Raw genomic sequence first — 25,240 nt, 5'->3', positions numbered from 1 at the left:
CCATGTCACATCACCCACGACTGGTCGCGCTTGATGTCCTGCGCGGGTTCGCCCTGTGCGGAATCCTGGTCGCCAACGTCAGACCGATCGCCAATGTGGACGCCGGGGTCGTCCAGGCCGCCCAAGCCGCCCGAGCCGACAGCCTCGCCTGGATCGGGCTCTTCGTCGACCAGCGGTTCTTCCCGATCTTCTCGCTGCTGTTCGGCATCGGGTTCACCCTGATGCTGGAGTCCGCCGCCCGCCGTACCGCACGGCCGCGGCTGATCCTGCTGCGGCGGCTGCTGGTCCTGCTGGCCATCGGGCTTGCGCACATGATGCTGCTCTGGCGGGGCGACATCCTGACGATCTACGCCGTCGTCGGCCTGGCGGTGCTGCTGCCCGCCACCTGGCTGCCCCGGTGGGCGGTGGCCGCGCTCGCGGGCGTGCTGCTCGCGGTGCCGCTGGTGATCGGTAGCAACGGGATCGTGCTGGTGCCGGGACTGTTCCTGCTGGGGGCCACGCTGACCAGGTACGGGTGGATCAAGGAGGGCCGGGGTGCGGGCGTGCCGGCGCTGGTGTTCGCGGCGGGTGCGGTGCCGGCGGTGTGGGCGCAGGCCGGGACCTCGATGGAGAGCCCCGCGTTCGGCACCCTGTTCGCGATCGCGGGGCTGCTGGTCGCCGGGGTGTACGTCTGCGGCATGCTGGTGCTGCTCAGGACCCCGCTCCAGGGGGCGCTGCGGGTGGTGTTCGAGCCGCTCGGGCGGATGGCACTGACCAACTACCTGAGCGCCACGGTGCTCGTTCTCGCGATCGGCGGGAAGCCGGGCGCGTGGTCCACCGCGACGGTGCTGATGATCGCGGGTGCCATCCTCGGGATCCAGTGGGTGTGGTCCACGCTCTGGCTGCGATATTTCCGGTTCGGGCCGCTGGAGTGGCTCTGGCGCTGGGCCACCTGGGGGCGGCGGCCGGCGTTAAAGCTCGCCCAGTTCGCCTAACGGTTTGGCCCAGTAGTCGCCCTGGAGGACGTCCGAGCGGTAGGGGGCGGTGGTGATGTGCAGAATGTCGTTGAAGGTCTTGAAGTCCTGCTCGTCACCCGGCTGCATCATGCACCGGTGAATGCGCTGGTACCAGTACCGCTGCTCCTCCTCGATCCGGGGGAGGAGCTCGGCGCGGGTGAGGGTGCGGGCTTCTTCGATGGTGAGCCGCTTGAGCCTCGGCATGGGCTCATTGTGACGTGGAAGGCCGCTCAGGTCACGCCCGTACGGCGCACAGCAGCCGGTTGTTGCCCCGCTGCCACAGCGTGCCGACCTCCGGGAAGCCCGCCTCCCGCAGCGCCTCGACGTGATGGGACAGCAGGTGGGACTCGGAGCCGCGGTGGTCGGCGCCGGCCGTGCTGCGGGCCGCGTTGAGCTCGGCGAGGGCCGGGTCCGCCTCGACCGCGTCCCACCAGGTCCGCCAGTCCTCCGGGCGGTTCGCCCCGAACGCCCGCTCCGTCTCACGCTCGTGCACCGCGCGCTCCAGGCGCGACAGCGCGGGCGTGACGTCCTCGGTGTCCATGTGGTCGCCGTTGAGCAGCAGGCCGCCGGAACGGAGCACGCCGGCCAGCTCGGCGTAGACCGCCTTCAGGTCGGGCGCGGAGATCCAGTGCAGCGCCGTCGTGCTGACCGCCGCGTCGGCCGGCCGGTCCAGGCCTAGCGCACGCGTCCAGCCGCTCGTCCGCAGGTCCGCCGACACGAACGTGAGCTCCGGGTACGCCGCCCGCCCCAGCCCGAGCAGCAGCGGATCGGCGTCCACCGAGATCACCCTGGCCGCGGGAAGCCGCTCCAGCAACCGCGCCGACAGCGAGCCGGGGCCGCAACCCAGGTCGATGACCAGGGGATCGGGCCGCCCCAGCGCCTCCACGGCGTCGATCAGGGCGGTGAAGCGCTCCTCGCGGTCGGGCAGGTAACCCTCCTGCTGACGGTCCCAGCGCGTCATCCACTCCAGCGCGGCATCGTGAGTGAGCACGAGCATCTCCTTGTGACTGTCGTTTATGCTTTGGACAGTCACAACGTAAAGCATGAAGGTGTAACCGGTCAATTGGATTACAACAGTCACACGGACACGGTGGTCAGGGTGGCGGTCACGCTCGTCAACGAGCTGACCCCGGGCGAGCGGCGCGGGCGCGCCTTCCCCTCGCCGGAGCCCGCCGCGGCGGCCGGGGCCGCCCTGCGGTCGGTCTATCCGGCGTACCGGGAGGTCACCGAGGCGGAGGGCGCGGAGCTGGCCGACGTGGCCGCCCGGCTGCGCGCGGTCTTCGCCGCGGTCGCCGCCGACGACATCGACAGGGCGGCCACGCTGGTCAACGCGCTCCTCGACGAGACCCACGCCAGGCCGATGCTCGAACGGCACGACGGCGAGCCGTGGCACCTGCACTTCCACGGCAGGGACGGCACCATGGCCACGGACTGGGCGGCGAGCTGCGCCACGGGGCTGGCGATCGTGCTGGGCACGGAGTTCTGCGACCGCCTCGGCGTCTGTACGGCGCCGCACTGCGACCGCGTCTACGTGGACGTCTCCCGCAACGGCACCCGCCGGTTCTGCTCCACGGCCTGCCAGAACCGCGTCAAGACGGCGGCCTTCAGAGCGAGGGTCAAGGGATGACGGCGGCCTTCAGAGCGAGGGTCAAGGGATGACGGCGGCCTTCAGGGCCAGGGTCAAGGGATGACGCGGATCGGGGCGCCGGCGAGGAAGGCGTCGATGTCCTCGACGGCCTCGCGGAAGTAGGTTCTGTAGTTGAGCTCGGTGACGTAGCCCAGATGCGGCGTGGCCAGCACGTTCGGCAGCGTACGGAACGCGTGCCCGGCCGGCAGTGGCTCGACCTCGAAGACGTCCAGCCCGGCCCCCGCGATCCGCCCCGCCCGCAGCGCCGACACCAGCGCGTCCTGGTCCACGATCGCCGCCCGCGAGGTGTTGACCAGGTAGGCGGCGGGCTTCATCAGCGACAGCTCCCGCTCCCCGACGAGCCCCCGGGTCCGGTCGCTCAGCACGAGGTGGACGGAGACGACGTCGGACTCCGCCAGCAGCGCGTCCTTGGACACCAAGCGCGCGCCGCACTCCAGCGCCCGCTCCTCCGTCAGGTGCTCGCTCCACGCCACGACGTCCATGCCGAACGCCCGCCCGATCACCGCCATCCTGGACCCGATCTTGCCCAGGCCGAGCAGCCCGAGCGTGCGGCCGTGCAGATCACCGCCGATCGTGCTCTGCCAGGGCCCGTCTGAGCGGAACGCCGTCGCCTCGGGCAGCAGGTGCCGGGTCAGGCCGAGGATCAGCGCCCAGGTCAGCTCGACCGGCGGCGCCGAACCGCTGGCCGTGCCGCAGACGGTGACCCCGTGCGCCCGCGCGGCCGCCAGGTCGATGGCCGCGTTGCGCGCGCCGGAGGTGATGAGCAGGCGCAGGCTGGGCAGCCGGGCGAACACCTCGGCCGTGAACGGCGTGCGCTCCCGCATGATGACCACGATCTCGCAGTCGTGGATCGCGGCCACGAGATCGTCGAGACCGGTGAAGTGCTCACGGAAACTCGTCGCCCGCACCCGTGACCAGTCGGCCAGCCCGAGGGCCACGCCCTGATAGTCGTCCAGTACGGCACATCGCAGCATGGTCGGCCATCTTATGCCGCGCCGTTATCCATCCAGAAAGGCGCCTTACCGAAGGGCGGTCTTTCCCTTACTCGCCGAACCGGTCGTAGGGCGGAACCGTGCGGAAGGGTGTCCTGATGTCCGATGGGAGAGGAATCATCCCATGCGCAGACAGTTGGCAGCCGCAACCCTCGCCACCGCTGCCGCCCTCACCGCGATCGTCGCGCTGCCCGCCTCGGCCGACGCGACCACCGCCACCACCAGTGCCGACGTCAACCGCGTCAGAATGAACGGCCGGCAGGAAGTGCCGGGACCTGGCGACCGCAACGGCTTCGGCACCTTCGTCTACCAGGTACGGCGCGGGCACCTGTGCTACTTCATCACCGCGCGCAAGATCGGGCCCGCGACCGCGGCCCACATCCACCGAGGCAAGAAGGGGGTGGCCGGCCCGGTCGTGGTCGGGCTGAAGGCGCCGGCGAAGGGCTTCGCGCGCGGCTGCATAAAGGCGGTCAAGCACCAGAACGCCAAGAACGCCGCCATGACCCTGACCAGGCGCGAACTGCGCGGCATCGTGAAGTGGCCGCACCTGTACTACGTCAACGTCCACAACAAGAGGTTCCCGGCCGGCGCGATCCGCGGCCAGCTCGGCTGAGCGAGCCCCTGCTCCAGCTCCCCGGCCGTGCCGGGGAGCTGGAGCCCGTTCATTCGGCGGCCAGCCGTTCCGCCTCTTCGTGCAGTACCAGGACCAGGACGAGCTCCCGGTGGAACTCCTCCAGGTCGTACGTCGCGAAACCGTCTAGGACGCGCATATCGGGCCTCCCTAGTTATAGGACGCCCCAAACGTCACGACGGTTCACCCGCCCCTACGGATCAGGTCTCACTTTTGAAGCGTTCCCACGCCGATTGGCGCGTCATGCCGAGCGAGGCGCCGATGCGTTCCCAGCTGACGTCCTTCGTTCTCAGGTGCGCCACCCAGTCGCGCAGGTTGTCGTCCACCTGCGCCTGTACGGCGGCGATTTTCGGGAGATGTTCGAGGATCTGCTCCGCTGACATGGTCTCCCACATGGGGAGCCGGGGGGCGGTGGAGGCGACGAGTCGCTCCTCTTCGAGGATGGAATTGCACAGCCCGATGCACTCATCGCAAATGTGCACTCCAGGACCGGCGATCACTTTGCTCACGTCGGTGCTCTTCTTGTGGCAGAAAGAGCAGCGGATCTTGTCCTTCCAGTCAGGCATGGCCTGACACTAGCCCCGTCAGGCGGCACCTGACAACCCTGTCCGCCGATCCAATTCCATCTGTGCGCGCAGAATCTCCTGACGCTCCTCGTTGATCCTGCGCGTGATCGCCAGATAGGCGTTGAGCACCTTGCAGTACATCGTGCGCGCCCGCTCGAGTTGATCGCGCAGGTCGAGGATGTGCGCGGTGTCGTCGCGCTGTTCCGCCTCGTCCAGCAGCGCGCGGGCCTCGTCCACGATCTCCTCGGACCGCATCCTCGTACGGCGCAGCACCGCGGAGCACTCGTGCAGCTCTGTCAGCCGCGCTGAGGAGACGATGAACTCAGCAGTGTGGACGGCCGTTCCGTCAACCGTTCCCCTGCGGAGATCCGATCCCATTTCCCGCCACCTCTCGGTCAAGGTTGCCTAACTGTAGACGCGCAACTCTCTCGGCTGGATCACCGCGCGAGCCCGGGAGCGCAGGCATGCTCCGCGTGGAGAGATTTCTCCTCCCGGGTGGGAAAACTTCATCCCTGAAACTCATTCGGTGTTGCCTGAATGCGGTATTTGGCGGTTGTGCAGCTGCTTATTAGTCGAATGCCGTGAATCTCCGCTGTTCAGAAAAGCAAGGGACGAAGACCTCCGATCAGCCCTCATAGGGACCACCGCTCGTCACATACTGAAGCCGAATGGCAGCGCAACGTGACGCCTGGGAGTGGTGGCGATGTCGGCGACAGGGAGTGATGACGACGCGGTGGACGTCAGCGTCGTCATCCCCGTCCACAACTGCCGGGCCTATCTGGACAGATGTCTCACGTCGGCGCTCGTCCAGCGGGTGAAGAAGGAGATCGTCGTCGTCGACGACGGCTCCACCGACGGCAGCGCCGAACTCCTCGACCTGTACGCCGCCTACCACAAGGCCAGCGTCAAGGTCGTGCACATCGACGCCAGCGGCAGCGCGGGACGGCCGCGCAACATCGGGATCGAGCACGCCACCGGCCGGTACGTCTTCTTCTGCGACGCCGACGACCACCTCGGCCCCGAGGCGCTGGAACGCATGGTCGCCGTCGCCGACGGTAACGACTCCGACATCGTCCTCGGCAAGATCGTGGGCCACGGCCGGCGCGCGCCGATGTCGATGTTCCAGCACGGCGCTGACCGGGTGGAGCTCGGCGACAGCACCGTCTACAACAGCCTGAGCTGCTTCAAGCTGTTCCGGCGCGAGCTGCTCGAACGCCACCGCATCAGGTTCGGCGAGGGCATGCTGGTCGGCGAGGACATCCTGTTCACCGTCCACGCCTACTGCCACGCCAAGGGGATCTCGGTGGTGGCCGACTACGACTGCTACCACCTGGTGTCCAGGCCCGACGGCAGCAGCATCATGCAGCAGGCCGGCAGCCGCGACCCGCTGTCCTGGCTGGCCATGATCAGGGAGCCGATCCGGCTCATGACCCGGCACATCGAGCCGGGCCCGCTGCGTGACCACCTGCTGCGCAGGCACTTCAGGCTCGACGTGTTCACGCAGCTCGGGGCCGTGTTCCTGGAGAGCGACGACGTACGACGCAAGGACATCGCACGGGAGGTGGCCGCGCTCTGCGACGAGTGGTACACCCCCGGCGTGCACGAGCGGCTCAACACCATCGACCGGCAGCGGGCCACCGCACTCGACGACATCGACCGCCTGGTGCGCCTGGCCCGCATCGAGAGCGCCACCGTCCGCCGCAGGCTGACCGGGTTGCGCTGGGACGGCGACCGCCTGGTGGTGACGGGCGCCGCCCGGCTGCACGGCATCACCAGGGACGACGGCCTGGCCGTGGTGCTGCGCTCGCGGCACGACCCGTCGGCGGAGCTGGTCGTGCCGGCCGAGCGCAAGGGCAGCGAGTTCACCGTCCGCGTGGACGTGGCCGCGCTCCACTCCGGCATCTGGGACCTGCGGGTGGCGGTCGAGATCGAGGGCGTCGTACGGCTCGGCCGGCTCGGCGCCGACCGCGACACCGGCATCACCCGCCCGCAGCCCCGGCTGGTCGGCGGCGTCGTCTCCCTGCCCTACTTCACCAGGGACAACGGCAACCTGAGCATCGACATGGGCGGGCACGTGGTCGCGGTGCCCGGCACCGCCAGGCTCATCAGGACCCGATGGTCGCTGGGGCACCGGCTGCTCATCGACGGCGAGATCACCGTCGTCGGCACCGTCCCGGCGGCCGCGGCGATCAGGCGGCTCGTCTGGCGCGAGCGGCGTACCGGCTGTGAGCGGGCCGAGCGGGTGCTGGCGCTGCCCGGGGGCGGCTTCGCGGCCAGGCCCGCGGTGGGCCGGCTGGCGCCCGGCACCTGGGACGCCTACCTGGAGCTGGACCTGGGCGGGCCGCCCGCGCGGTTCAGGATCGAGACGGACGCCGAGACGGTCGCGGCGCCGCGCAGATGGTGGGGAGCGGCCCTGCTCAGGTCCGTGCGGCCCTACGCGACGTCGGGCAAGGGCAGGCTGAGCGCGGTGGTACGGCGGCTGACCGCGGAGACCATCATTAAAAGGATCTTGCAGTAAATGCCATCTATTTGCAGGTGCAAGGCGATGTCCTAATGTTAGGAACCTTCGTGTTTCTGGGGAGGCATGCCGTGCACGTACCTGATGGCTTCTTCAACGCAGTCACCTCCATCTCCGCCGGGGCCGTCGCGGCCGCCGGCGTCGCGGTCTGCCTGCGCGGGGCACGGCGTGAACTGGACGACAGGACCGCGCCGATGGCGGGGCTGGTCGCCGCGTTCATCTTCGCCGTCCAGATGCTCAACTTCCCCGTCGCCGCCGGCACCAGCGGTCACCTGCTCGGCGGCGCGCTGGCCGCGATACTCGTCGGGCCCTATACAGGCGTGCTCTGTATGGCGGTGGTCCTGCTGGTGCAGGCCGTCTTCTTCGCCGACGGCGGGCTGACGGCGCTCGGCATCAACATCACGATCATGGGCATCGTCACCGTGCTCGTCGGCTGGGGCGTCTTCCGGCTGGTCACGGCCATGGCCAGGGGCAAGGTCGTGGTGGCGGCGTTCCTGGCGGCGCTGATCTCGGTGCCGGCCTCCGCGCTCGCTTTCACGGTGCTGTTCTGGATCGGCGGGACCGCGCCGATCGAGGTCGGCACGGTGGCGGCCGCGATGGGCGGCGTGCACGTGCTGATCGGCATCGGCGAGGGCCTGATCACGGCCGTGACCGTCGGCGCGGTGCTGGCCGTCCGCCCCGACCTCGTGTACGGCGCCCGCGGCCTCGCCAAGCCGCTGGTCCTGCGCGGCGCGGAGGGCGAGAGCACGGTGGGCGCGCCGGAGCCGGTGGCCGCCGGTGGCGCGCTCAAGCCGTTCCTGCTCGGTGGCGTCGGCGTGACGCTGGTGCTGGCCGGGCTCGTGTCCTTCTTCGCCTCCTCCTCGCCCGACGGGCTGGAGGCGGTGGCCGAGAACAAGGGCTTCCTGAGCCAGGCGACAGACCACATGTTCGGGGAGTGGGCCATGGCCGACTACGGTGAGGTCGGCGGGATCCCCGTCGGCGTGGCCGGGATCGTCGGGGTCGGGCTCGTGCTGCTGATCGCCGGAGCGCTGGCCTACGCCGCGCGCAGCCGGACCAAGACCAAGGTGTGACCCGTGGGCGCCGGGCATCAACACCGGCTCTACCGGCCGGGCGACTCGGTCGTGCACCGGCTGCCGCCGCAGTGCAAGCTGCTGGCCGTTCTCGCCTTCGCCCTCGTGGTGGTGGCGACGCCGCGTGAGCGGTTCTGGGCCTTCGCGGCATACGCGGTGCTGCTGGGCGCGGTCGCGGTGGCGGCCAGGGTGCCGGTGACGTATCTGCTGCGGCGGATGGCGATCGAGGTGCCCTTCGTGCTGTTCGCCTTCCTCATCCCGGTCATCGGGCTGGGGGAGCGGACCACGGTGCTGGGGCTCTCGCTGAGCGTGCCAGGGCTCTGGGCGGCCTGGAACATCCTGGCCAAGGCCACGCTGGGGGTGATCGCCTCGATCCTGCTGGCGGCCACCACGGAGCCCCGGGTGATCCTCATCGGAGCGCAGCGGCTGCGGCTGCCGAGCCTGCTGGTGCAGATCGCCATGTTCATGCTGCGGTACATGGACGTGATCATGGATGAGATGCGGCGGATGCGGGTGGCGCGGGAGTCCCGTGGGTTCGAAGCGCGAAATTTCCGGCATGTGCCGGTGATCGCGCGGTCCGCAGGGGCGCTGTTCATCCGCTCGTACGAGCGGGGCGAACGCGTGCATCTCGCGATGCTGAGTCGGGGATATACAGGACAGATGCCGATAATTCATGATCTCTCGGCGTCTGTGCGCCAATGGGGCACCGCGCTCGCCCTGCCCGCCGTGGCCCTCGCAGTTATGGGACTGACGTGGTGAACTCTCTCGAAGTCCGGCAACTCGCCTACGCCTATCCGGATGGCACGCAGGCGCTGTTCGGCGTGGACCTGTCGATCGCCCGCGGTGAGCGGGTGGCCCTGCTCGGCCCCAACGGCGCCGGCAAGACCACCCTCGTCATGCACCTCAACGGCATCCTCACGGCCGGCCACGGCAGCGTCGCCGTCGCGGGCACCCCCGTGCGCCAGGACACCCTCAAGGAGATCAGGCAGCGCGTCGGCCTGGTCTTCCAGGACCCCGACGACCAGCTCTTCATGCCCACGGTCAGGGACGACGTCGCCTTCGGCCCCGCCAACGCCGGTCTGCGGGGCGAGGACCTGGACCGGGTGGTCAAGGACGCGCTGGACCGGGTGGGCATGCTGCACGCCGCCGACCGGCCGCCGCACCACCTGTCGTTCGGCCAGCGGCGCCGGGTGGCGGTGGCGACGGTGCTGGCCATGGCGCCGGAGATCCTGGTGCTCGACGAGCCGTCGTCCAACCTGGATCCGGCGGCGCGCAGGGAACTCGCCGAGATTCTGCGCTCTCTGGACGTGACGGTGCTGATGGTGACGCACGACCTTCCGTACGCGCTGGAGTTGTGCGAGCGCTCGCTCATCCTGTCCGACGGCGTGATCGCCGCGGACGGGCCCACGCGCGAGCTGCTCGCCGACACCGAACTGCTGGCCAGGCACCGTTTGGAGCTTCCGTACGGGTTCGCGATCCCCGCTCTGTGAGGCGAGCTGGACTCCCAGGCGGGAACCCGGGGTCCGGATGGGTAGGAAACTTGATGCATGGCTCTCGACGGGCGTTTGGTGCGTGTTTAGGGCTGCCTTGTCCCACAGCATCCGACTCTTCGTAGTTTGTGCATGCCCGCTACCGGGGGATGTCGAAGTACAGTGGCTCATCGAGGAGGGGCCAAATGAAGCTGCGGCTTGCGCGACACGCCCTGGGTGATGCCGTGGTGGTGGCCGTCGAGGGTGAGCTTGACCTGTTCACCGCACCGTTTCTACGTGACGAGGTGCGTGACGCCATCAAACAGGACGGCGCCAGGCTTGTGCTCGACCTGCAGCAGTTGTCGTTCATGGACTCCAGCGGCCTGTCCGTGCTGATCGAGGCCTGGCGGCTGGCGACGGGGGAGGGCGGCGGCGTATCGCTGGCGGCGCCACAGGCGCCGGTGGCGCGCATTCTCCGCACGACGGGGCTCGACCGGCGGATCAAGGTCTACTCCGACGTGGACACCGCCGTGGGTGAGATTTAACCACCCCCGAGTAGAACTTCATTCGGTTGGCGGCTAGGGTCCGGGATATGGACGTGAACGGATCTGCAGCAATCATCTCCGGCGGCGCCAGCGGCCTGGGCGAGGCCACGGCCCGCGAGCTGGCCCGCGCGGGCGCCACCGTGGTCGTGGCCGACCTCAACGAGGAGCGCGGCAAGACCGTCGCCGACGAGCTCGGCGGGGTCTTCGTCAAGACGGACGTGTCGGACGACGAGCAGGTGCAGGCGGCCGTGGACGCCGCCGTTGCGACCGGCAAGCCGCTGCGCGTGGTCGTCAACAGCGCGGGCATCGGCTGGGCCGAGCGCACGGTGAACCGGGACGGCAGCCCGCACAACCCGGCGACCTACCGCAAGGTCATCGAGGTCAACCTGATCGGCACGTTCAACCTCATGCGCATCGCCGCGGCCGCGATCGCCAAGACCGAGCCGGCCGACGCCGACGGGCAGCGCGGCGTGGTGATCAACACGGCTTCCGTGGCCGCGCTGGAGGGGCAGACGGGGCAGCTCGCGTACTCGGCCTCCAAGGGCGGCATCGTGGGCATGACGGTGCCCGCGGCGCGCGACCTGGCCGCGATCGGCGTCCGGGTGAACACGATCTGCCCCGGCATCATCGACACCCCGATCTACGGCTTCTCCGGCAACGCCGACGAGTTCAAGGCCAAGCTCGTGGCGCCGGTGGTCTTCCCCAAGCGCATGGGCCGCGCCGACGAGTTCGCGCACCTGGTCAGGTCGCTGATCGAGAACGACTACATGAACGCCGAGGTCGTCCGCTTCGACGGCGGCATCCGCTTCCAGCCCAAGTGAGGTCACGTGTCTGACGAAGTGCTCGTCGAAGAGTCCGGCAATGTGGCGATTCTCACCATCAACCGGCCCAAGGCCCGCAACGCCATCAACGGAGCGGTGGCCAGGGGCGTGGCCGAGGCGCTGGACACGCTGGACGCTCGTCCCGACATTTCCGCTTACGTTCTGACGGGGGCCGCCGGCACCTTCTCCGCGGGCATGGACCTCAAGGGGTTCCTGTCCGGGGACTTCCCGGTGGTCGAGGGCCGTGGGTTCGGCGGCCTGACCGAGGCGCCGCCCAGGAAGCCGCTGGTGGCCGCCGTGGAGGGCTACGCGCTCGCCGGCGGGTTCGAGCTGGCCCTGGCGTGCGACGTCATCGTGGCGTCGTCGGAGGCCAAGTTCGGGCTGCCCGAGCCCAAGCGCGGCCTGGTGGCGGGCGCGGGCGGGATCATGCGGCTGCCGCGGCGGATCCCGTACCACGTGGCCATGGAGATCGCGCTGACCGGCGACCACTACCCGGCCTCCCGCCTGTACGAGCTCGGCCTGGTCAACCGGATCACCGAGCCCGGCGCGGCCCTTGAGGGCGCCCTGGAGCTGGCCCGCAAGATCGCCGCCAACGCCCCGCTCGCGCTCGCCGCGACCAAGAAGGTCGTCATCGAGTCGCAGGACTGGCCGCTGGAAGAGATGTTCAAGCGGCAAGGCCCGATCATCAACCCGGTCTTCGGCTCGAAGGACGCCATGGAGGGTGCCGCCGCGTTCGCGGAGAAGCGCGCCCCTCAGTGGAAGGGCGAGTGACCGGCCCCTCCCGCGGCCTCAAAGAGCGGGAGGGGACTCTTTAACGCGCGCGTAGCCGTTCCTGGTTACGGTAAAGAAAGAGGAGACGAACTACCGGGAGAGCGCATGAGCGACTATTCGGGTTCCAGCTTCGAGTCGGCCAAGCGCGGTGCCGGAGCCCTGCTGTCCGGTGCGCTCAGCGCGCTCATCATCGTCGTCGGCATGCTCGCCGTCATGTGGGTGGTCGAGGGTGTCGACTTCTTCCTCAACGGCGCGCTCGACTACCAGTTCGGCATCCGCGGCTGGGACCCCGACGGGCTGGTGGGCATCATCTTCGCCCCGTTCCTGCACATCGGTTTCGGTCACCTCATCGCCAACTCGCTGCCGCTGCTGATCCTGGGCTTCCTGGCCGGGCTTCGTGATGTGCGCAAGTTCCTCTGGGCCACCGTGATGATCATCCTCATCGGTGGCCTGGGCACCTGGGTGGCCAGCCCGATGGTCTACACCGTGGGCGCGAGCGGCCTGGTGTTCGGCTACTTCGGCTACATCCTGGCCCGCGGCCTGTTCGACCGCAGGCTCCTCGACATCGCCATCGCCGTCGGCGTGGGCATCGCCTACTGGGGGATCCTGGCGGGCCTGCTGCCCAACCAGGAGGGCATCTCCTGGCAGGGGCACCTGTTCGGCCTCGTGGGCGGCGTGGTGGCCGGCTGGGTGCTGCGCCGCAAGCGGGCGGTGCCGGCCGCGCAGCCGTACTCGTTCTAGAGGTGCGAGCGGGTGTGCTCGGCGGGTGAGGTGGCCAGCAGGCGGTCGATGTAGGCCAGGCCGATGGCCGAGGCCACGAAGGCCAGGTGGATGATCGTCTGCCACATGATCTTGTCGTTGGGGGTCGACTGCGCGCGGATGAACGTCTGCAGCAGGTGCACCGACGAGATGCCGATGATGGCGGTGGCCAGCTTGACCTTCAGCACGTTCGCGTTGACGTGGGAGAGCCACTCCGGCTCGTCCGGGTGGTCGTTGAGGTCGATGCGGGAGACGAAGGTCTCGTAGCCGCCGATGATCACCATGATCAGCAGGTTGGAGATCATCACCACGTCGATGAGCGCCAGGACCGTCAGCATGACCACGACCTCGGGCGAGGGCGCCACCAGCGTCGTCTCCTTGTGCAGGAAGACCGTCTCGATCAGGTGCCACAGTTCGAGCGCGAACTGCCAGACGTAGACGGCCTGGGCCACGATGAGGCCCAGATAGAGCGGGACCTGGAGCCAGCGGCTGGCGAACATGAGATAGCCGAGGCTCTTCGGCCGCGCGCTCCTGCGGCCGGAGGGGGTCATGTCGGGCAAAGAGGGTTCCTAGGCCGGAGGGACGTACGAAACGGCCGGCACCGATGACGCCGGTGCCGGCCAAGGGGACTCGCGGGGTCTCGCGGGTTCTCGCGGGGACGACTAGAGGCGCTCGACCACGTAGTCGACGCAGGTCGTCAGCTTCTCGACGTCGGCCGGGTCGATGGCCGGGAACATCGCGACGCGCAGTTGCTTGCGGCCCAGCTTGCGGTAGGGCTCGGTGTCGACGATGTCGTTGGCGCGCAGCACCTTGGCCACGGCCGCGGCGTCGACGTCGTCGGAGAAGTCGATCGTGCCGACCACCTGCGAGCGGAACTCGGGCGCGGCGAACGGCGTGGCGTAGGAGGACTTCTCCGCCCACGTGTAGAGGCGCTGGCTGGAGTCGGCCGTGCGGGCCGTGGTCCAGGCCAGGCCGCCGTTGCCGTTCATCCAGTCGAGCTGGTCGGCCAGCAGGAACAGCGTCGCCACCGCGGGGGTGTTGTAGGTCTGGTCCTTGGCGGAGTTGTCGATCGCGACGGGCAGGCTGAAGAACTCCGGCACGTAGCGGCCGGACGCGGCGATCTCCTCGACCCTGGCCAGCGCGCGCGGCGACATGATCGCGATCCACAGGCCGCCGTCGGAGGCGAAGCTCTTCTGCGGCGCGAAGTAGTAGACGTCGGTCTCGGCGATGTCGACGGGCAGGCCGCCGGCGCCGGAGGTGGCGTCTACGAGCACCAGCGAGTCGTCGGAGCCCACGCGGCTGATCGGCATGGCCACACCGGTCGAGGTCTCGTTGTGGGTGAGCGCGTAGACGTCGACGCCGTCCTCGGCGACCGCCGTCGGGAAGGTGCCGACCTCGGCCTTGATGACGCTCGGCTCGGCCAGCCAGGGCGCCTTCTTGGTGACCGTGGCGAACTTCGAGGAGAACTCGCCGAACGACAGGTGCTGGGACTTCTCGCGGACCAGCCCGAAGGCGGCGATGTCCCAGAACGCGGTGGTGCCGCCGTTGCCGAGCACGACCTGGTAGCCCTCGGGCAGCGAGAACAGGTCGGCCAGGCCGGAGCGCACGCGGCCGACCAGGTTCTTGACGGGCTTCTGGCGATGGGAGGTGCCCATGAGACTCGCGCCGGAGGCGGCGAGCGCGGCCAGTTGCTCGGGACGAACCTTCGAGGGCCCGCAGCCGAATCGGCCGTCGGCGGGCTTGATGTCAGCGGGAATTACGATGTCAGCCACGTAACGGAGCCTACCGACCTGCGCGGAATGGCTCGCACGCGGTCCGGATTTTGAGACCTGTGAAACTTTCATCTCCGACGCCATGTCAGGACGCCTGTGATGCCCGCACACTTGACTAAGCGCTCCGGGAATCTCACGTTCCAGTCAAGTCGCATGAGGCGTGATGGCCATGGAAGATGCTTATGTCCTGACCGTCAGAGAGCTGGAGATCCTCTCTCTGACCGGTTCGGGCCACAGCGCCCAGGAGATCGCCGACCTGCTGTCCGTCTCCCGCTGCGCGGTGGAGAACCACCGGCGGCGCATCTACCGCAAGCTCGGCGTCGCCGGCCCTGGGCAGGCCGTCTTCCGCGGGCTGCTCGGCCTGCCGGGGAACGTGCCGCGCCCGGCGGAGGTGCCCGGCCGTGACCTGGTGGTCGTGCAGTCCAAGTGCCCCATCGCCTTCGAGGTGGTGGCGCGGGCGCTGATCGAGTGCGGGCGGGCGCTGGCCGTGCTGCGGGACGCGCTTCCGTACGACGAGGACGCGCTGGACTGGGCCGGGATCCGGTGCACGGCGGTGCTGGTGGACCCCGTGGCGGCCGACTGGGCGCTGCCCGCGCGCCTCGGGGCCCTGGCCGTGGCGGTGCCGTCGGCGGCGCCCCAGGCCGCGACGGTGGCGGAGGCCATCGCGAACGGCGCCCAAGCCGTTCTGTGGCTGCGGGACGTGCCGGACCACCTGTGCGCGGTCCTGGACCTGGTGTCCAAGGACTACCTGGTGGTGGGGGCGGGCGCGGGGCGGCCGCTGAATCCCGTACCGAGGCTGACCGCGCGCGAGGCGGACGTGCTGCGCGCGATCGCCCTCGGCCACACGATCAGGCAGACCGCCCGGCTGCTCGGGATCGCGAGCAAGACCGTGGAGAGCACCAGGGCCAGGCTGTTCAGGAAGCTCGGCGCGCACAACAGCGCCGAGGCCCTGACGATCGCCTACCGCGCGGGGCTGGTGGCCGCGGGGCCGCCCGGTGAGCGGCCCCGCACCGGACTCACTGGCCCCGGCTCGCCGGGTCCACCCGCGCGAAGGTGAGCAGGTCGACCATCCGGAAGTCGCCCGTGGCGCCGGACCGCCGTGGCAGCGTCGGCCGCCAGGTCGGGTTGGTACGCAGGAACGAGCTCTGGTCGAGCTGCAGCAGCCCGATGAAGACCTCGCCGACGATCCTGGCGCCTGCGCCCGCCAGGCGCAGGCCGCCGGCCAGGACCTCGGCCTCCTTGAGCACGTAGTACCAGAGCGGGGTGCTGGCGGGCAGGCCGTGGCCGATCGCCTGCAACTCGGGGAAGTGCTGGGCCTCCAGGGCCGGTACGCCGATCGCGCGCGCGATGTTCTGCCCCGACGGGATCGACCAGGTGACGTGGCGCAGCAGGTTCCGCTGTGGCAGCGACGTGGGCGGGTCGCCGGAGGGGATGGCGCCCAGCGGCAGGTTGAGCAGCGGGGTGGAGATCTTGGTGTCGATGCGCTTGTTCGGCCGTACCTCGCCGTCTCCGAAGTCGAAGAACGTCTGCCAGCCGATGAAGCGCCTGGGCGCCCTGGCCCCGCCACGGAGGTCCACGGGGTCGGCCTGGCCCTGTCCCGCGGGGTCGAAGATGAAGCCGAAGAAGGGCGTGTTGTCGGCGTTGCCCGCGAGGTTCGCGCGGTAGGACGGACGTACCTGACTGTGCCCGAACCGGTAGGCCGCGCCCTGGAACTCGACGGGGATGAACTGCTCCCCGGCCGCCGGCCGGTAGAAGCGCCGCCCGTTCCTCAGGATGTCGTCGACGACGCTCTGGCCGATGGTGAGCGGCAGGAACTCCCTGAGCACCAGCCACTGGTAGTGCCACCTGACCAGTTGCCTGGCGGCCTCGAAGACGTTGCCCTGCTGTCCGGCGGCCCGCAGATGGTCCACGACGCGGTTGTGGAACAGCAGGAACGCGGCGTGCAGCCCGCTGATCATGAGGTTCTCGTCGTTGCGGGGGTCGGAGATGATCGCCGTGCGGTTCGCCGTACGGGGGACGTCCTCGAACCTGCCGCCGCTTTCGATCCGGAACTTGGCGGTGTCGGAGGGGTTGTAGAGCCGGGGGTCGGCGGCGGGGCCACCGCCGTAGACGCTGTCGAGGTCGAAGCCCGGCGTCCTGGAGTTGGGTGACTCCTCGGGCGCCGTCACCACGCCGAGCGGCGAGGCCTCGTCGAACGTCATGTCGTGGTCGATGAACTGGCCCAGGAACGTCAGGCCCGCCGTGTGCGAGGCGTTGTCCAGGTTGTTCGGGCTGAGCTCGGGGTTGGTGATCAGGCGGATCGGGCCTTCCTGGAGCGGGTCCTTGGCGTCGACGACGCCGCCGGTGCGGCCCATCTCCAGCAGGGCCCCTCTCAGGGAGGGTGCGTTGAAGTCCGCGAACGGGGGCAGGTTGAAGACCCGCCCGAACCTGTCGGGTGCGGTGGCCAGGCCGCCGGCCTGGGCCGTCACGACCTTGGCGAGGGCCTCGGCGGGGGTGAGCGTCAGGGTCGCCGCCCCCACTCCCACGCCCGCCAGGAAGCCGCGCCTGGTTAAGCCGGATGTGGGCTCGCCGTTGGATGAGCTCATGACGTGCCTCCTTACCGCCCTCCCATCGGAGGAGGGGCAGGCGGGCATGGACGAGCCCGCTGCGGCGGGATCGTCGGGGCCTGCTCTTGGGAGGGCTGGGGATTGCCTGCAGTCAGGCTGAGCCGTTGACAGGAGGCGGTCAAGGAACCACTTTCCCCTAGTGCGTTTCGTCTTACCTCGGGGAAAACGAAACGGCTACCGCGAGGCGTGCGCCGCGCGGTAGCCGTGGGGAGATCAGAACTTGCCGGTCACCTCGTCGGCGCCGGGAACCTCGCCGAGCGGGCGAGAGGCCGGGCCGATGTAGTTGGCGCTCGGGCGGACCAGACGGCCCGTCAGCTTCTGCTCAAGGATGTGCGCGGCCCAGCCGGCCGTGCGGGCGCAGGTGAACATCGAGGTGAACATGTGCGACGGCACCTCGGCGAAGTCGAGGACCACGGCCGCCCAATATTCCACGTTGGTGGCCAGCACCCGGTCGGGCTTGCGGGCGTGCAGCTCCTCCAGCGCGGCCTGCTCCAGCGCCGCCGCGACCTCGTAGCGAGGCGCGTCGAGCTCCTTGGCGGTGCGTCGCAGCACGCGGGCACGCGGGTCCTCGGCGCGGTAGACGCGGTGCCCGAAGCCCATGAGCCTGTTGCCCTTGTCGAGCTCGCCCTGGACGTACTTCTTGGCGTCGCCGAGCTGCTCGACGCCCTCGATCATGTGCAGCACGCGGGCCGGGGCGCCGCCGTGCAGCGGGCCCGACATGGCGCCGACGGCACCGGAGAGCGCGGCCGCCACGTCGGCCCCGGTGGAGGCGATGACGCGGGCGGTGAACGTCGAGGCGTTCATGCCGTGCTCGGCGGCGGAGGTCCAGTAGGCGTCGATGGCCTTGACGTGCTTCGGATCAGGCTCACCGCGCCAGCGGATCATGAAACGTTCGACGATGGTCTTGGCCTCGTCGACGCGGCTCTGCGGCACCATCGGCAGGCCGAGGCCGCGCGCGGACTGCGCAACGAAGGAGAGGGCCATCACGGAGGCACGGGCGAGCTGGTCGCGCGCCTCCTCGTCACTGATGTCGAGCAGAGCCTTGAAGCCATAGGCCGGAGCCAGCATGGCCAGCGCGCTCTGTACGTCTACGCGGATGTCACCGGAGTGGACAGGGATGGGGTACGGCTCCGCCGGGGGCAGGCCCGGCTGGAACTTGTTGTCGACCAGCAGGCCCCAAACGTGCCCGAACGGGACACGGCCGACCAGCTCTTCGATGTCGACGCCCCGGTATCGAAGGGCGCCCCCTTCTTTGTCCGGTTCCGCGATCTCGGTTTCGAAAGCTACGACGCCTTCGAGCCCGGGTTTGAAGTCGGACATGCTCGGCCGCCTCCCCTTCTGTTGCCATGTTTGGGCAATGCCTTGATGTCGAGATACCGGCGGGTCAATTTAACCCCCTCCCAGCTCATGGTCGGTCTCGGGACCCGCCGTAAGGCCAAACCCGCTGGTCGGGGGTGGTGCGTGGGATCCGCCACGCAAGCGCGCAAGAATACCGTCTCGTGGATGCCACCCCGCGCCCGCCCTTGCTGGCGGGGCTTCGCCGTACGTACGAGGGCCGGCCGCTGCTCGAATCAGATCTCTCGTCCGACCCCATCGCGCAATTCACCACCTGGTTCCAGGACGCGCTCGACGCCGGCCTGCCCGAACCCAACGCCATGATCCTGGCCACCGCCTCCGCCGGCGGGCGCCCCAGCGCCAGGACGGTCCTGCTGAAGGGCTACGACGAACGCGGATTCGTCTTCTACACCAACTACGAGTCGCGCAAGGGGCGCGACCTGGCCGAGAACCCCCGGGCCTCGCTGCTGTTCCCCTGGCACCCGGTGCGCCGCCAGGTGCGCGTCGAGGGCATCGTCACGCGGATCTCCCACGAGGAGTCCGCCCACTATTTCGCCTCCCGCCCCTACGGGTCGCGCATCGGCGCCTGGGCCTCGCGGCAGTCGGCCGTGGTGCGCTCGCGCGAGGACCTCGACGCCCGCTACGAGGAGCTGGCGGCGCGCTGGCCCGAGGATCCGCCGGTGCCCGATTTCTGGGGCGGTTACCGGGTCGACCCGATCGAGGTGGAGTTCTGGCAGGGGCAGCTCGATCGGATGCATGACAGGCTGCGTTACCGGCGGACGAGGCCCGGGTGGGTTTTGGAAAGGCTTGCCCCTTAATGTTCTCTAAGTGGCATTCGGGGATGTGGTCAAGCGTCATCTGGTAGACACCCGGCCGCTGGGCGTGCCCGCGTACCGGCGGATCTGGGTGGGCCAGGCCGTCTCCCACGTCGGCGTCGGCGTGACCGTCGTGGCGGTCGGGCAGCAGGTCTGGGAGCTGACCCACTCCTCGTTCTGGGTCGGGCTGCTGGGCATGGCCAACCTCATCCCGCTGATCGTGTTCGGGCTGTGGGGCGGGGCGGTCGCCGACGCCGTGGACCGGCGCAAGTTGCTCATCATCGGTTCGCTGATCGCGTGGGCGGCCACCCTGTTCATTCTCGTCCAGGCCCTGCTCGACCTGCGGAACATCTATCTGATCTTCGCCGCGGTCGCGCTCAACTCCACCGGCTTCGCGATCACCGGGCCGACCAGGGGCGCGATCATTCCGCGGATCATGGAGCCGGAGCTGGTGCCCGCCGCCAACGCGCTCAACTCGCTGGTCTACAGCATCGGGGCGGTGGCGGGGCCGATGGTGGGGGCGGTGGCGCTGACCAAAGGGGGGTTCGCGGCGGCGTACACGGTGGACGCCCTGCTCTTCGCCGGGAGCCTCTACGCGGCGCTGAGACTGCCCTCACTGCCTCCGCTGGGCGAGGTGAGACGTCCAGGAGCCCGGGCCGTCGTCGAGGGGCTCAGCTTCATCGTGAGGAGCCCGGTGCTGATGATGTCGTTCGTCGTGGACATCATCGCGATGGTGTTCGCCATGCCGCGCGCGCTCTATCCCGAGCTGGCCGCCGAGCGGTTCGGCGGCTCCATGCTGGCGCTCGGCTGGATGAACTCCGCCATGGCCATGGGCGCCGTGGCCGGCGCGCTGTTCTCCGGCTGGGTGGGCCGGGTGTCGCGGCAGGGGGTGGCGCTGTCGATCGTCATCGCGGTCTGGGGGCTGGCCGTGGCCGCCGCCGGGCTCGCGCACGATCTGTGGCTCGTGGTGCTGTTCATGGCCGTGGGCGGGATGGCGGACGTCATCTCGTCGGTGTGGCGGCAGTCGATCCTGCAGCTCTACGCGCCCGACGAGATGCGGGGACGGCTGCAGGGGGCCTTCATGGTGGTCGTGGCGGGCGGGCCGCGACTGGGCGACCTGCGGGCGGGGGCCACCGCGACGGCGTTCGGGCTGACCGGGGCGTGGGTGGGCGGCGGCATCGCGTGCGCCGTCACCGTGCTGGCCGTGGGGCTGTCGGTGACCGGCTTCAGGAACTTCCGCGCCAAGAAGACCCGTTAGGGACCTGCGCTCTCAGGAGACCCGGCTCGCCGCCCGGAGGTCGGCCAGGAAGCCCGCGTACGCCTCGTCCCTGTCGGGTGCGCGCAGGACGGCCGACGGGTGGATGGTCGCCACCGCGACCGCGTCCCCCAGCGGCACCGGCTCCCCGCGCTGCCGCGTCACCCGGAAGTCCCGCCCCAGCAGCGCCCTGGCCGCCGAGGCGCCGAGCACGACGACCACCTCGGGACGCACCACGGCCAGCTCGGCGTCGAGCCACGGCCGGCAGGCGTCGATCTCGGCCGCCGTCGGCTTCTGGTGAATTCTTCTTTTCCCTCGCGGGGTGAAAGAGAAGTGCTTGACCGCGTTCGTGAGGTAGACCTCCTCGCGCGCGATCCCCGCTTCTTCCAGTCCTTTGTCCAGAATGCGCCCCGCCGGGCCCACGAACGGGTGCCCCTGACGGTCCTCCTGATCGCCCGGCTGCTCGCCCACGAGCATGAATTTCGCCCGGCGCGGACCCTCCCCGAACACGGTCTGCGTGGCGTTCCGATAGAGGTCGCAGCCCTCACAGCAGGAGGCGGCGGCGCGCAGCGCCGGGAGGTCGAGCCGGTCGGGAAGGAACCCGGCCGCCCCGTTGTTGCCGTCCTTGACCATCGTCGGTCGTTCTCCCAATAGGGTTCGTGTGATTCCTGTGCCCGCAGCGGATGGGCTCAGTCCCCGCCACGACCGGCGTAACATTCAGTTGGGAGGAGCCTTGACCGCACACGGCCTGATCGACACCACGGAGATGTACCTCCGCACCATTTACGAGCTCGAAGAGGAGGGCATCGTCCCCCTTCGCGCCCGCATCGCGGAGCGTTTGCAGCAGAGCGGCCCCACCGTCAGCCAGACCGTCGCCCGCATGGAGCGCGATGGTCTCGTCCGCGTCGAGGGTGACCGGCATCTGTCCATGACCGACCTCGGCCGCACCCTGGCCACACGCGTGATGCGCAAGCACCGCCTCGCCGAATGCCTGCTCACGCAGGTCATCGGCCTTCCCTGGGAAGAGGTGCACATCGAGGCGTGCCGCTGGGAGCACGTCATGTCGGAGTCGGTCGAGGCGCGTCTGGTGACGCTGCTCGACAACCCGACGACCTGCCCGCACGGCAATCCGATCCCCGGGCTGGCCGAGCTGGGCGCCAAAGAGGCGGCCGAAAGCGGCGTGAGCCTCTTGACATCCATGACGGACCTCGCGGGCCCACGCGACACACCCGTCGTCGTGCGTCGAATTAGCGAACAAGTGCAAAGCGATCCTGCTCTGATGCTTAAACTCAAGCAAGTTGGGATACAACCCGGACGCGAGGTGACGCTCGCGGCGAGCGACGACGGTGTGCGGGTGACAGGTGACGGTGACGCTAAGGACACTCCCGCGGAGCTTCCGCGCGATGTCGCCGCGCACGTATTTGTCTCCAAGCGCTGACGCGCGCGCGGCTGCTTGGTTGAATCCCTCTTGGGAGGCCCTCCACTCTCCCCTGGCCAAGACTGTTGCAGGAGCGCCCGTGGTCCGCTGTGCAGACACGCCACCCCGAGGAGTGGTCTCCGGATGAAGCGATGGGGGGATCTGTCACAAGAAGCGGCTGATCACCTTGCTGCCGGATCCGTGCTCGATCACGCCGAAATGGCCGTGGTCGTCACCGATCGTTTCAGCAACCTCCTCTATTGGAATCCATTCGCCGAAAAACTTTTCGGCCGTCAGGGCAAGTCGCCCGCACGTGACGCGTCGGTCCTGTCCCTCGGGATCATGGAGAAGGACCACCCGCTCGCCATCGAGCTGGCCAAGCACGTGCTCAAGGGCGGCGTGTGGGAAGGCACGTTCGACGTCAGGCGCGGCGACGGCACCATCGTCTACGTCCGGGCCCAGGCCGTGCCGCTGCGGCACACCTCGGGCTCGGTCACGGGCATCGTGATCATGGCTCGCGAGGCGCTGCGCAGCAACGAGCGGGAGAAGGACCGCTTCGGGCTGCTGGAGCGCATCGGCGAGCGCCTGGCGGGCTCCCTCTACGTCGAGGAGACGCTCAAGCGGGTCGCCGAGATGCTCATCCCCCAGTTCGCCGACCACTGCTTCATCGAGCTGATGGAGGGTGACCGGCTCGTCCGCCGGGTCTCGCAGCACGTACAGGGGTGGACGCCGCCATCGGGAACATGGAAGCCGGTGGGCGCCGAGATCCGCTACCCCTCCGGCCACTACGCGGACACGGCGCTGCGCCGCCAGGAGACCATCCTGGTCGAAGACTTCGCCACCAGCCGCTACCCCGCGCCCCACGAGAACAGCGCGCGGCTGTGCGGCGAGATCGGCATGACCTCGGCGATCGTGGCCCCGCTGCTGGTGCGCGGGGAGACGCTCGGGCTGATGTACCTCGGCCTGTCCAACCTCACCGACCGGCGTAGCCCCCACTACGACGCCTTCGACCGCGACTTCGTGGGGGCCATCGCCACCCGGGTCGCGCTCGCGATCGACAACGCGCTGCTGTTCGAGGAGGAGCGGCACACGGCCGAGTCGTTCCAGAAGCACCTGCTGCCCCGCGCGCTGCCGAAGCTCGACGGGCTCGACATCGCGGTGCGCTACTACCCGGCGGCCCCGCTGGCCTCGCACGGGCAGGGCATCCAGACCCAGGTCGGCGGCGACTGGTACGACGTGATCCCGCTGTCGGCCGGCCGCGTCGGCATCGTGATCGGCGACGTCGAGGGCAGGGGCGCCAAGGCCGCGGCCATCATGGGCCAGCTCAGGGCGGCGCTGCGGGCCTTCGCCCAAGACGACAAGTCACCGGCCGACATCCTGGCCAGGCTCGACGAGTGGACCCGCATCATCGCCACCCCCGAGCAGGACGACAACGGCGCCGACGTCAGCGTCCCGCCCATCGTGACCTGCCAATACCTGGTCTACGACGCCTGGTCCCGCCAGCTCTCCTTCGCCAACGCCGGGCACGCCGCGCCGCTGCTGCTGGTCGACGGCCAGTGCGTCGAGCTCGACATCGAGGAGGTCGGCCAGCCGCTCGGGGTGCGCGCCAAGGGCCTGCACGCCGACCTGGTCTACAAGGAGGAGACCCGCACGCTCCCGCCGGGTGCCGCGCTGCTCCTCTACACCGACGGTCTGGTGGACCGCCGGCCAGGCCGGGATGGCCGAATGCCCAGCGAAGCCGAGACGTTGGGCGTGCTCTGTGACAAGCTGGCCAAGATGTCCGACGCCGAGGTTGAGCGCGTCGCCGACGCCGCCACGGTCGCGGTGCCCGGCGAGATCGACGATGACATGGCCATCCTCGTGGTCCGCTCCAGCGACGTCGACCTCGACGTCGAGGAGCGCACGTTCCCGGCCCAGCCGATCATGGTGGGCGAGGCGCGGCGCATGGCGGCGGAGGCGTTCTCCGGGTGGAACGTGCCCGAAGAGCGCGCCGAGCTGGCCTGCCTGCTCGTCTCCGAGGTCGTCACCAACGTGGTGCTGCACGCCGCCACCGCCAACGTGCCCCGCAGGGAGCTCATGGTGGAGGGGCCGCCGCTGCCGTTCGAGGAGTCCTGGGACATGCCGGGCTACGAAGACGAGCTGGTCGGCGACAAGGAGTTCACGCTGAGGCTGCGCAGGGGCGAGGACTCGGTCTGGGTCGAGGTGTTCGACCAGGACCTGCGGCTGCCGCGCATCCGCAGCGCGGGGGAGAACGACGAGGGCGGGCGCGGGCTCTACCTGGTCGACCAGCTCGCGAAGCGATGGGGTTCGCGACCCACCAGGGAAGGCAAAGCCGTCTGGTTCGAGATTCCCACACGCGGCAGGTGATGATTCACTGACGCCATGGAGCTGGCCTTCGAGCGCCGGGGCACCGGCGCGCCGCTGATCCTCATCCATGGCATCGGTCACCACTGGCAGGCGTGGTTGCCGGTCATGGACCGGCTGGCCGCCGCGCGGACGGTCATCGCGGTCGACCTGCCCGGATTCGGGGTCTCTCCTGGCCTGCCCGACCGCACTCCCTACACCGCCGAGTCGCTGGCGGACGCGGTCGAGTCGTTCTGCGCGCTGCTCGGCATCCGCGAGCCCGACGTGGCGGGCAACTCGCTCGGCGGCTACATCGCGCTGGAGCTGGCCTCGCGGGGTGTCGTCCGTACGGCGACCGCGCTGTCCCCGGCCGGCTTCTGGTCCCGTTCTGAGCTGCTCTACTGCCAGTCGGTGCTGCGCGCCCTGCGTGCCTCGGCCCGGTCGATGCCCCAGGAGCAGTTGGTCAGGATGGCCGAGAACCGCTACCTGCGCGCGATCACCGCCGGGGTCCTGGTCGCCCGTCCGGCCAGGCTGGAGCCGACGGCGCTGATCGCGGCCACGCAGGCGCTGGGCCGGGCGGCCGGGTTCGACGAGACCCTGGAGTCGTTCGCCGGGCTGATGCCGCCCGCCCCGCCGAAGACGCCCATCACGATCGCGTGGGGCGAGCACGACCGGCTGCTGGTACGCCGCCAGGCCGTGCGCGCGGCGCGGTGGTCGGGGCACCGGGTCAAGCTGCTCAAGGGCTGCGGGCATGTGCCGATGAGTGATGATCCCGAACTGGTGGCCCGGGTCATCCTGGAAGCCGGCGCTATTTCGTGAAAGTCGCGCGTCCGTAAAGAGTCGTCAATATGCTGGGGTAAAGGTAGCGGGCCTAACCGCGAATTATCCCATTGGGTAGCATATGGCGGACTT

Annotated in this window: 27 protein-coding genes; 17 read left to right on the top strand and 10 right to left on the bottom strand. The window is 69.5% G+C overall.

Translation table 11 applies throughout. The annotated features are described in order from the left end of the window. Positions 1-2 precede the first annotated feature (2 nt). Positions 3-974 carry a DUF418 domain-containing protein gene (locus C4V41_RS41420; RefSeq protein WP_235030705.1) on the top strand — a complete coding sequence of 324 codons (972 nt, stop codon included), beginning with the start codon at positions 3-5 and terminating at the stop codon, positions 972-974. Here C4V41_RS41420 and C4V41_RS41415 read toward each other — a convergent pair. Together C4V41_RS41415 and C4V41_RS41410 are read right to left on the bottom strand one after the other, a co-directional pair. Continuing rightward, on the bottom strand, positions 951-1,199 hold the full coding sequence (locus C4V41_RS41415) for a hypothetical protein (RefSeq protein WP_103961500.1): 249 nt from the start codon (positions 1,197-1,199) through the stop codon (positions 951-953). The two genes, C4V41_RS41420 and C4V41_RS41415, sit on opposite strands and share 24 nt — an antisense overlap. Before the next feature lie 31 nt (positions 1,200-1,230). Further along, positions 1,231-1,992 carry a class I SAM-dependent methyltransferase gene (locus C4V41_RS41410; protein ID WP_235030704.1) on the bottom strand — a complete coding sequence of 254 codons (762 nt, stop codon included), beginning with the start codon at positions 1,990-1,992 and terminating at the stop codon, positions 1,231-1,233. A 66-nt stretch (positions 1,993-2,058) separates the two neighbouring features. On the opposite strand from C4V41_RS41410, the gene C4V41_RS41405 reads away from it, so the two are divergent. Then, a complete protein-coding gene (locus C4V41_RS41405; protein ID WP_103961499.1) occupies positions 2,059-2,622 on the top strand; it encodes a CGNR zinc finger domain-containing protein in 564 nt (187 codons plus the stop codon). 53 nt (positions 2,623-2,675) lie between these two features. On the opposite strand, the gene C4V41_RS41400 is transcribed toward C4V41_RS41405, so the two are convergent. Further along, positions 2,676-3,617 carry a D-2-hydroxyacid dehydrogenase family protein gene (locus tag C4V41_RS41400; protein WP_103961498.1) on the bottom strand — a complete coding sequence of 314 codons (942 nt, stop codon included), beginning with the start codon at positions 3,615-3,617 and terminating at the stop codon, positions 2,676-2,678. Between the two features lie 142 nt (positions 3,618-3,759). Between C4V41_RS41400 and C4V41_RS41395 the strand changes: the two genes are divergently transcribed. Continuing rightward, positions 3,760-4,248: a CHRD domain-containing protein gene (locus tag C4V41_RS41395; protein WP_160150566.1), complete on the top strand. Its 489-nt coding sequence runs from the start codon at positions 3,760-3,762 to the stop codon at positions 4,246-4,248. A 218-nt stretch (positions 4,249-4,466) separates the two neighbouring features. Here the strand turns inward: C4V41_RS41395 and C4V41_RS66235 are convergent, their stop codons facing one another. Together C4V41_RS66235 and C4V41_RS41385 are read right to left on the bottom strand one after the other, a co-directional pair. Then, positions 4,467-4,832: a ClpX C4-type zinc finger protein gene (locus C4V41_RS66235; protein WP_103961496.1), complete on the bottom strand. Its 366-nt coding sequence runs from the start codon at positions 4,830-4,832 to the stop codon at positions 4,467-4,469. An 18-nt stretch (positions 4,833-4,850) separates the two neighbouring features. Then, positions 4,851-5,210: a hypothetical protein gene (locus tag C4V41_RS41385; protein ID WP_103961495.1), complete on the bottom strand. Its 360-nt coding sequence runs from the start codon at positions 5,208-5,210 to the stop codon at positions 4,851-4,853. Between the two features lie 325 nt (positions 5,211-5,535). Here C4V41_RS41385 and C4V41_RS41380 point away from each other — a divergent pair, with 325 nt between their 5' ends. The 8 genes from C4V41_RS41380 (at position 5,536) to C4V41_RS41345 (ending at position 12,767) form a co-directional block, all read left to right on the top strand. Then, positions 5,536-7,350 (top strand): glycosyltransferase family 2 protein, encoded by a 1,815-nt coding sequence (locus C4V41_RS41380; RefSeq protein WP_146103974.1) that lies wholly within the window; start codon positions 5,536-5,538, stop codon positions 7,348-7,350. Between the two features lie 71 nt (positions 7,351-7,421). Further along, complete coding sequence (locus C4V41_RS41375; RefSeq protein ID WP_103961493.1) at positions 7,422-8,420, top strand: energy-coupling factor ABC transporter permease; 999 nt, start codon at positions 7,422-7,424, stop codon at positions 8,418-8,420. A gap of 3 nt (positions 8,421-8,423) precedes the next feature. Beyond that, a complete protein-coding gene (gene cbiQ, locus C4V41_RS41370; RefSeq protein WP_103961492.1) occupies positions 8,424-9,179 on the top strand; it encodes a cobalt ECF transporter T component CbiQ in 756 nt (251 codons plus the stop codon). Further along, positions 9,173-9,910, top strand: coding sequence for an energy-coupling factor ABC transporter ATP-binding protein (locus tag C4V41_RS41365; protein ID WP_407670140.1), 738 nt, complete (start codon positions 9,173-9,175; stop codon positions 9,908-9,910). Before cbiQ ends, C4V41_RS41365 begins: the two co-directional genes overlap by 7 nt. Positions 9,911-10,095: 185 nt before the next feature. After that, positions 10,096-10,434: an STAS domain-containing protein gene (locus tag C4V41_RS41360; RefSeq protein ID WP_043624827.1), complete on the top strand. Its 339-nt coding sequence runs from the start codon at positions 10,096-10,098 to the stop codon at positions 10,432-10,434. Positions 10,435-10,481: 47 nt separating this feature from the next. Continuing rightward, the gene (locus C4V41_RS41355; protein ID WP_103961491.1) at positions 10,482-11,255 is read left to right on the top strand and encodes an SDR family NAD(P)-dependent oxidoreductase; all 774 of its coding nucleotides are present in this window, start codon (positions 10,482-10,484) and stop codon (positions 11,253-11,255) included. 6 nt (positions 11,256-11,261) lie between these two features. Next, a complete protein-coding gene (locus C4V41_RS41350; RefSeq protein ID WP_103961490.1) occupies positions 11,262-12,026 on the top strand; it encodes a crotonase/enoyl-CoA hydratase family protein in 765 nt (254 codons plus the stop codon). Positions 12,027-12,131: 105 nt separating this feature from the next. Further along, positions 12,132-12,767 (top strand): rhomboid family intramembrane serine protease, encoded by a 636-nt coding sequence (locus C4V41_RS41345; RefSeq protein ID WP_103961489.1) that lies wholly within the window; start codon positions 12,132-12,134, stop codon positions 12,765-12,767. Here the strand turns inward: C4V41_RS41345 and C4V41_RS41340 are convergent. Then, positions 12,764-13,336: a TIGR00645 family protein gene (locus C4V41_RS41340; protein ID WP_103961488.1), complete on the bottom strand. Its 573-nt coding sequence runs from the start codon at positions 13,334-13,336 to the stop codon at positions 12,764-12,766. The two genes, C4V41_RS41345 and C4V41_RS41340, sit on opposite strands and share 4 nt — an antisense overlap. 111 nt (positions 13,337-13,447) lie before the next feature. Continuing rightward, entirely contained in the window at positions 13,448-14,557 is a 1,110-nt protein-coding gene (gene serC / locus C4V41_RS41335; RefSeq protein ID WP_103961487.1) for a phosphoserine transaminase, read from the bottom strand. A 169-nt stretch (positions 14,558-14,726) separates the two neighbouring features. Between serC and C4V41_RS41330 the strand changes: the two genes are divergently transcribed. Beyond that, positions 14,727-15,614 (top strand): LuxR C-terminal-related transcriptional regulator, encoded by an 888-nt coding sequence (locus C4V41_RS41330; protein ID WP_200824576.1) that lies wholly within the window; start codon positions 14,727-14,729, stop codon positions 15,612-15,614. Here the strand turns inward: C4V41_RS41330 and C4V41_RS41325 are convergent. Further along, entirely contained in the window at positions 15,574-17,142 is a 1,569-nt protein-coding gene (locus tag C4V41_RS41325) for a peroxidase family protein (RefSeq protein WP_160150565.1), read from the bottom strand. The genes C4V41_RS41330 and C4V41_RS41325 overlap by 41 nt on opposite strands. A gap of 234 nt (positions 17,143-17,376) precedes the next feature. Further along, positions 17,377-18,483: a citrate synthase 2 gene (locus tag C4V41_RS41320; RefSeq protein ID WP_103961484.1), complete on the bottom strand. Its 1,107-nt coding sequence runs from the start codon at positions 18,481-18,483 to the stop codon at positions 17,377-17,379. 179 nt (positions 18,484-18,662) lie between these two features. On the opposite strand from C4V41_RS41320, the gene pdxH reads away from it, so the two are divergent. Both pdxH and C4V41_RS41310 read left to right on the top strand, forming a co-directional pair. Next, the gene (gene pdxH / locus C4V41_RS41315; RefSeq protein ID WP_103961483.1) at positions 18,663-19,316 is read left to right on the top strand and encodes a pyridoxamine 5'-phosphate oxidase; all 654 of its coding nucleotides are present in this window, start codon (positions 18,663-18,665) and stop codon (positions 19,314-19,316) included. Between the two features lie 10 nt (positions 19,317-19,326). Beyond that, entirely contained in the window at positions 19,327-20,571 is a 1,245-nt protein-coding gene (locus C4V41_RS41310) for an MFS transporter (protein ID WP_103961482.1), read from the top strand. Between the two features lie 12 nt (positions 20,572-20,583). Here the strand turns inward: C4V41_RS41310 and C4V41_RS41305 are convergent, their stop codons facing one another. Then, a complete protein-coding gene (locus C4V41_RS41305; RefSeq protein ID WP_103961481.1) occupies positions 20,584-21,201 on the bottom strand; it encodes a UdgX family uracil-DNA binding protein in 618 nt (205 codons plus the stop codon). A gap of 100 nt (positions 21,202-21,301) precedes the next feature. On the opposite strand from C4V41_RS41305, the gene C4V41_RS41300 reads away from it, so the two are divergent. The 3 genes from C4V41_RS41300 to C4V41_RS41290 all read left to right on the top strand — a co-directional run bounded on the left by C4V41_RS41300 (position 21,302) and on the right by C4V41_RS41290 (position 25,147). Then, complete coding sequence (locus C4V41_RS41300) at positions 21,302-22,006, top strand: metal-dependent transcriptional regulator (RefSeq protein ID WP_103961480.1); 705 nt, start codon at positions 21,302-21,304, stop codon at positions 22,004-22,006. A gap of 123 nt (positions 22,007-22,129) precedes the next feature. Continuing rightward, entirely contained in the window at positions 22,130-24,352 is a 2,223-nt protein-coding gene (locus C4V41_RS41295; protein WP_103961479.1) for an ATP-binding SpoIIE family protein phosphatase, read from the top strand. Between the two features lie 15 nt (positions 24,353-24,367). Further along, positions 24,368-25,147 carry an alpha/beta fold hydrolase gene (locus C4V41_RS41290; protein WP_103961478.1) on the top strand — a complete coding sequence of 260 codons (780 nt, stop codon included), beginning with the start codon at positions 24,368-24,370 and terminating at the stop codon, positions 25,145-25,147. Positions 25,148-25,240 lie beyond the last annotated feature (93 nt).

The sequence above is a fragment of the Nonomuraea solani genome (assembly GCF_900108335.1).
GTDB classification, from domain to species: domain Bacteria; phylum Actinomycetota; class Actinomycetes; order Streptosporangiales; family Streptosporangiaceae; genus Nonomuraea; species Nonomuraea solani.
The sequence above is the reverse complement of the archived record's forward strand: the minus strand, read 5'-3'. Positions and strand labels throughout refer to the sequence as shown.

Excerpts from the sequence above, each read along its gene's own strand:
- C4V41_RS41420 (WP_235030705.1), top strand. The coding sequence starts at position 3 with ATGTCACATCACCCACGACTGGTCGCGCTTGATGTCCTGCGCGGGTTC.
- C4V41_RS41415 (WP_103961500.1), bottom strand. The coding sequence starts at position 1,199 with ATGCCGAGGCTCAAGCGGCTCACCATCGAAGAAGCCCGCACCCTCACC.
- C4V41_RS41410 (WP_235030704.1), bottom strand. The coding sequence starts at position 1,992 with ATGCTCGTGCTCACTCACGATGCCGCGCTGGAGTGGATGACGCGCTGG.
- C4V41_RS41400 (WP_103961498.1), bottom strand. The coding sequence starts at position 3,617 with ATGCTGCGATGTGCCGTACTGGACGACTATCAGGGCGTGGCCCTCGGG.
- C4V41_RS41395 (WP_160150566.1), top strand. The coding sequence starts at position 3,760 with ATGCGCAGACAGTTGGCAGCCGCAACCCTCGCCACCGCTGCCGCCCTC.
- C4V41_RS66235 (WP_103961496.1), bottom strand. The coding sequence starts at position 4,832 with ATGCCTGACTGGAAGGACAAGATCCGCTGCTCTTTCTGCCACAAGAAG.
- C4V41_RS41385 (WP_103961495.1), bottom strand. The coding sequence starts at position 5,210 with ATGGGATCGGATCTCCGCAGGGGAACGGTTGACGGAACGGCCGTCCAC.
- C4V41_RS41380 (WP_146103974.1), top strand. The coding sequence starts at position 5,536 with ATGTCGGCGACAGGGAGTGATGACGACGCGGTGGACGTCAGCGTCGTC.
- C4V41_RS41360 (WP_043624827.1), top strand. The coding sequence starts at position 10,096 with ATGAAGCTGCGGCTTGCGCGACACGCCCTGGGTGATGCCGTGGTGGTG.
- C4V41_RS41355 (WP_103961491.1), top strand. The coding sequence starts at position 10,482 with ATGGACGTGAACGGATCTGCAGCAATCATCTCCGGCGGCGCCAGCGGC.
- C4V41_RS41345 (WP_103961489.1), top strand. The coding sequence starts at position 12,132 with ATGAGCGACTATTCGGGTTCCAGCTTCGAGTCGGCCAAGCGCGGTGCC.
- C4V41_RS41340 (WP_103961488.1), bottom strand. The coding sequence starts at position 13,336 with ATGACCCCCTCCGGCCGCAGGAGCGCGCGGCCGAAGAGCCTCGGCTAT.
- C4V41_RS41330 (WP_200824576.1), top strand. The coding sequence starts at position 14,727 with ATGGAAGATGCTTATGTCCTGACCGTCAGAGAGCTGGAGATCCTCTCT.
- C4V41_RS41325 (WP_160150565.1), bottom strand. The coding sequence starts at position 17,142 with ATGAGCTCATCCAACGGCGAGCCCACATCCGGCTTAACCAGGCGCGGC.
- C4V41_RS41320 (WP_103961484.1), bottom strand. The coding sequence starts at position 18,483 with ATGTCCGACTTCAAACCCGGGCTCGAAGGCGTCGTAGCTTTCGAAACC.
- C4V41_RS41305 (WP_103961481.1), bottom strand. The coding sequence starts at position 21,201 with ATGGTCAAGGACGGCAACAACGGGGCGGCCGGGTTCCTTCCCGACCGG.
- C4V41_RS41295 (WP_103961479.1), top strand. The coding sequence starts at position 22,130 with ATGAAGCGATGGGGGGATCTGTCACAAGAAGCGGCTGATCACCTTGCT.
- C4V41_RS41290 (WP_103961478.1), top strand. The coding sequence starts at position 24,368 with ATGGAGCTGGCCTTCGAGCGCCGGGGCACCGGCGCGCCGCTGATCCTC.